The sequence below is a fragment of the Alteromonas alvinellae genome (assembly GCF_902705805.1).
Genome location: NZ_CACSIH010000192.1, coordinates 1 through 1,358 on the forward strand (window position 1 = coordinate 1; position 1,358 = coordinate 1,358).

A 1,358-nucleotide genomic window follows, 5' to 3' on the forward strand; every position below is an offset into this window, starting at 1 on the left:
ACCGGTGCCGCATTCAGTCTTTTTGCGAATGGTGGAGGCTGGCAGCGCTACTTTTTTATCGGAATCGCGGTAGTGGTCTCGATTTTTCTGATCAAGCTGATCCTTGAAAATCGTCATAAAGGAGAAGCCATCGCTTACAGTCTTATCCTCGGTGGCGCCATGGGTAACCTGATTGACCGGGTCTTTCGCGGCTATGTTGTGGATTCCTTTGATTTCTATTGGCGAGACTGGCATTGGCCGGCCTTCAACCTGGCTGATATTGCAATTGTCCTCGGTGCCTTACTTTTCGTTTCCAGCAGCTTGTTGGGTAAAAAAGCAAACACCAATGCCGAGTCGGATGGATCTGACTGACACCTACGCCTATACAACACCATGACCGAACTTCCCGACAACATCCTTCACCTGCCGCAATACCAAGTACTGGGCTGCAAATCAACCGACGACGAAATGCACTTCCAGGTGGACGTGCCCGATCCCATCGCCTGCGAGGAATGCGGCGTGCAGGGTGAGTTCGTACGGTTCGGCAAGCGTGACGTTCCCTATCGTGATCTGCCCATCCACGGCAAGCGGGTCACTCTCTGGGTGGTCCGCCGCCGATACACCTGCCGGGCCTGCAAGACAACATTCAGGCCCCAGCTACCGGAGATGGTGGACGGATTCCGTATGACACTGCGGCTGCATGAGTACGTGGAGAAGGAATCCTTCAACCACCCCTACACCTTTGTGGCGGCACAGACCGGCCTGGACGAGAAGACGGTGCGCGACATCTTCAACGCCCGCGCCGAGTTCCTGGGGCGCTGGCACCGCTTCGAGACGCCCCGCATCCTGGGCATTGACGAGCTATACCTGAACAAGCGCTACCGCTGCATTCTGACCAACATTGAGGAGCGAACCCTGCTCGACCTGCTGGCCACCCGCCGCCAGGACGTGGTGACCAACTACCTGATGAAGCTGAAAGACCGGCAGAAGGTCGAGATCGTCAGCATGGACATGTGGAACCCCTACCGGGCAGCGGTCAAGGCTGTGCTGCCCCAGGCCCGTATCGTGGTCGATAAGTTCCATGTGGTGCGCATGGCCAACGATGCCCTAGAGAGAGTGCGCAAGGGCCTCAGAAAGGAGCTGAAACCGTCCCAGAGTCGGACTCTCAAGGGAGACCGGAAAATCCTGCTGAAACGCGCTCACGAAGTCTCAGACCGGGAGCGCCTCATTATGGAGACCTGGACAGGCGCGTTCCCGCAACTGCTGGCCGCCTACGAGCACAAGGAGCGCTTCTACGGCATCTGGGACGCCACCACACGGCTCCAGGCAGAAGCCGCCCTGGACGAGTGGATAGCCACCATCCCGAAGGGCCAAAAGGA

At 57.8% G+C, this 1,358-nt stretch carries 2 protein-coding genes; both read left to right on the forward strand.

Features of this window, described 5'->3' with window-relative positions; all coding sequences use genetic code 11:
- The coding region (gene lspA, locus ACX5KA_RS13905) for a signal peptidase II (RefSeq protein WP_431667712.1) at positions 1 to 351 on the forward strand (351 nt) is incomplete at its 5' end.
- Positions 352 to 372: 21 nt separating this feature from the next.
- A partial coding sequence (locus tag ACX5KA_RS13910; RefSeq protein WP_458731459.1) for an ISL3-like element ISPpu12 family transposase occupies positions 373 to 1,358 on the forward strand: 986 nt, incomplete at its 3' end.